The sequence below is a fragment of the Psychrobacter sp. HII-4 genome, assembly GCF_904846595.1.
Lineage (GTDB): Bacteria > Pseudomonadota > Gammaproteobacteria > Pseudomonadales > Moraxellaceae > Psychrobacter > Psychrobacter celer.
On record NZ_CAJHBJ010000090.1, the window covers coordinates 1 to 1,404 of the forward strand.

Annotated in this window: 1 protein-coding gene and 1 pseudogene; both read left to right on the plus strand. The window is 35.1% G+C overall.

The window, feature by feature from the left end; genetic code table 11:
• Positions 1–155 precede the first annotated feature (155 nt).
• Positions 156–344, plus strand: a pseudogene (locus JMX98_RS13825) (integrase core domain-containing protein); the annotation flags it as partial.
• Between the two features lie 44 nt (positions 345–388).
• Positions 389–847, plus strand: a complete 459-nt coding sequence (locus JMX98_RS13830) for an IS630 family transposase (RefSeq protein ID WP_227680193.1) — start codon at positions 389–391, stop codon at positions 845–847.
• Positions 848–1,404: the final 557 nt, after the last annotated feature.

The following is a 1,404-nucleotide window of genomic DNA, read 5'->3' on the forward strand; positions in this document are numbered from 1 at the left end:
GCTGTCTGTGCAGCGATGCGCAAGCTTGTGCATATCTGTTTCGGTGTGATTAAACATCAGCAGTCTTACCAAGCAAAAGTTGAGCTAATTAGTGCTTGATTTGGCTTTTTTAAGATGGTATCTCTTATCTACTGTCCTATTTCATTATGCCACTACAGCAAAACGCTTATGTTGAACGATTTAATAAGACAGTGCGTTATGATTGGCTGAATCAAGAACTGTTTGATAGTTTAGATCAAGTACGGCACCAGGCTGAAGCTTGGCTGTATCACTATAATAACGAGAGCCCCAATATGGGTAATGGTGGCTTTACGCCGATTCAGAAACTTAATATGGCAGCTTAGTTCTACTTATTTGGTGTTTTAAATTTGGGGGTGTTTACGTTTATATGGATGAAAGCGGCTTTGAGAGTCAGACCACTCGTTCTCATGGTTATGCACCGATTGGTAAGCCTTGTATCGATAGCTACAACTGGCAAGGTAAAAAGCGAACCAACGTTATCGGTGCTCTGTATAACAAGATGCTGTTTGCCTTAGATTACTTTGAGACAAACATCAACAGCATCGTCTTCTATCACTGGTGCAAACAAACCCTAATCCCAAGTCTTAAAACAAAATGCGTGATTGTGATGGATAACGCCAAATTTCATAAGAGTAAGCGTATTCAAAAGCTACTAAACAGGCACGGGCATCGTATTCTTTGGTTGCCGCCGTACAGCCCAGACCTAAACCCTATCGAAAAGAAATGGGCTCAAGTGAAGTTTCTACGCCAAGGCTGGATGGAAAATGACTTATCCAAATTGTTTTATGATGTTTGTCCTAACCATAACAATTTTATTTTGAGCTGACTATACTTTTATTGAAACGATTTAAATATATTCTTCGAAAAATTTCAAAGATAAAAAACAGCAAGTAAGATAGCATTGATATTTTTATATCAATACTTAAAGCTATTTGATTTAAATCAGGTTCTTGAATATTTATATTAAATATTGGTTCTAAGACTATTATGAAAAGCTGTAAAATCCAAAAATAAACAAGTAGTATTATAGGAGAAAGAAAAAACAGTGGTTTATATTTTATTGCTGTGTATAGAATCATAGTTGTGCAAAAAGTATAAGCTGCGTATGTGATACCGATATCAACGAACTCAGAAATATAACCTCTTTCTATTAAGTTTGGCATATAAAATATAGAAAGAACTAACAAGAATGCAAGCTGTATAATTATAAATAATTTTATATTTAAACGATCTTTAGCTTCTTTAATGTATAAAGATATAGCATTTAATTAGACCTCTTGCAAAAGTCATAGGTTTAGCTCGAAATTAATGATACCAGCAAACAGCTTCATTCTAAGATCATAGCGCTGACGACGGTTACGATATTTATGAGCCACGATTTTG

Bases quoted from the DNA above. Each gene is read 5' to 3' on its own strand.
- JMX98_RS13830 (WP_227680193.1), top strand. From the start codon at position 389: ATGGATGAAAGCGGCTTTGAGAGTCAGACCACTCGTTCTCATGGTTAT.